General features: G+C 65.7%; 2 protein-coding genes. One reads left to right on the forward strand and one right to left on the reverse strand.

Annotated elements, in window-relative coordinates; all coding sequences use genetic code 11:
* A partial coding sequence (locus JHD07_RS38515) for an alcohol dehydrogenase catalytic domain-containing protein (RefSeq protein WP_291631739.1) occupies positions 1-647 on the reverse strand: 647 nt, incomplete at its 3' end.
* Between the two features lie 546 nt (positions 648-1,193).
* Between JHD07_RS38515 and JHD07_RS38520 the strand changes: the two genes are divergently transcribed.
* A partial coding sequence (locus JHD07_RS38520; RefSeq protein WP_291631741.1) for a CoA-binding protein occupies positions 1,194-2,045 on the forward strand: 852 nt, incomplete at its 3' end.

Below are 2,045 nucleotides of genomic sequence, written 5' to 3' on the forward strand. Positions count from 1 at the left end.
TCGTCGGAGGACCCCGCCCAGACGGCGCCAAGACGACGTGCAAGGTCCTGTGCAGCGATGTCGCCGCGTCGGGTGAAAGCATGGACGGCTCGCCCCTGCCAGACCGCGACCTGCGCTATGATGTGGCCGGCCGCGCCGAACCCGTAGAGGCCGAGCCTGTCGGCGGAGCCGGCCAGAACCAGAGAGCGCCAGCCGATCAAGCCCGCGCACAGCAGAGGGGCAATCTCGACGTCGCTGCCGGCCTCTCCGAGTGGAAAAGCATAGCGTGCGTCGGCGATGGTGTCGGTTGCATAGCCGCCGTCGCGCGTATAGCCGGTGAACAGCGGCGCGTCACAGAGGTTTTCCATGCCTTCGCGGCAGAAGCGACACGTCCCGCAAGTGAAGCCGAGCCAGGGAATGCCGACCCGGTCGCCAGGCACATGGGTCGTCACGTCCGGCCCCACCAGATCGACCCGGCCGACGATCTCGTGGCCGGGCACGATGGGGTAGCGAATGTCAGGGAGCTCGGCATCGACGAGATGAAGATCGGTTCGGCATACACCGCATGCGCTGATCTTGACCCGGATCTGACCCTCGCCCGGCATCGGGTCAGGCCGCTCCTGCATCTGGAGCCTTGCCCGCGGGCCGGGCAAAACCATCGCACGCATGAGTTTCTCCGGGTCGAGCCGCTCCGACAGAATTATTCATAGATTGAACGGGCGGCCAATCCCTTGACGTCCGTCAACGCCGATCCCGGGTCGCCGCCCGGAGTTTTCCCTGGCTTGACGCGGATCAAGGGCGTCGGCGATTGCCGGCCTACTGTAGCGACAAGGAGAATCCGATGCCCATCAGGGATGCCTTTCCGCCTCTTGTCGGCCGACAGCACGGGTCGATCCTGGCCGCCTTGGTCTGTGTGCTGATGCGACGGAGGACAAGACCCGCAGGGAACACGGGGTCCGTACCGCGCTCGAAACGACCGATCGAAGCCGTAGCTCGATCGGCAAGGCATTGGGAAGCTGGGCGAATTCCCATGGCATCGATGCAGTTGTGATGGACGCCTACCGTCATTCGCGCCTGAACGAGATCGCCTGGGGCGGTGTGACAAAGACTGTCATTGGCCAGCCACCGTGCTGGGTTATCATCTCGAACCAGGCTTCTTCTTCCATCTGACCGTCAACCATCGGAACCGCGGTCGACGCGGCGTATTCTCCTTCATGTCAACTTATCGCTTGAACAACCTGCTGTCGCCGCGCTCAGTCGCGCTCGTCGGCGCGAGCGCGCGTCCGGCATCTGTGGGACGCGCGGTCCTGGAGAACATCCGCAAGGCCGAATTCAAGGGGCGGTTTGGCCTCGTCAATCCGCGCCATCCCGAGATCTGTGGCGTCGCAGCGGTGAAGAGCCTGGACAGGCTCGACTTCGTGCCCGAGCTCGTGGTCATCACCGCCCCTGCCGGCGAAATTCCTGGGATTGTCGAGCAGGCCGGGCGTCGCGGGTCTGCGGGTGCGCTGATCGTCTCGGCCGGGCTCGGCCAGGGACCTGGTTCGCTGCACGAGGCCACGAGCGCTGCTGGCCGACGGCACGGCATGCGACTGATCGGGCCGAACTGCCTCGGCATCATGATGCCGGGCGCCAGCTTGAACGCCAGTTTCGCCGCGCACATGCCCGGGGCGGGGAACCTTGCGCTGATCTCGCAATCGGGCGCCATCGCCGCCGGCATGGTGGATTGGGCCGCGCAACGCGGCGTCGGCTTCTCCGGTATCGTCTCGATTGGCGACCAGATCGACGTGGACATTGCCGATCTGCTCGACCATTTCGCGATGGATCACAAGACGCGCGCGATCCTGCTCTACATCGAGGCCATCAAGGACGCGCGGAAGTTCATGTCGGCGGCGCGTGCTGCGGCGCGCGTGAAACCCGTCGTGGTGGTGAAGTCCGGCCGCATGGCCCAGGGGGCCAAGGCCGCTGCCACGCATACCGGCGCGCTCGCCGGTGCCGACGCCGTCTATGACGCGGCATTCCGCCGGGCGGGTGTGCTGCGGGTGTCCGATCTGCGCGAACTGTTCGAT

It is taken from the genome of Bradyrhizobium sp. (assembly GCF_016462955.1).
Classification (GTDB): Bacteria; Pseudomonadota; Alphaproteobacteria; order Rhizobiales; family Xanthobacteraceae; genus Bradyrhizobium.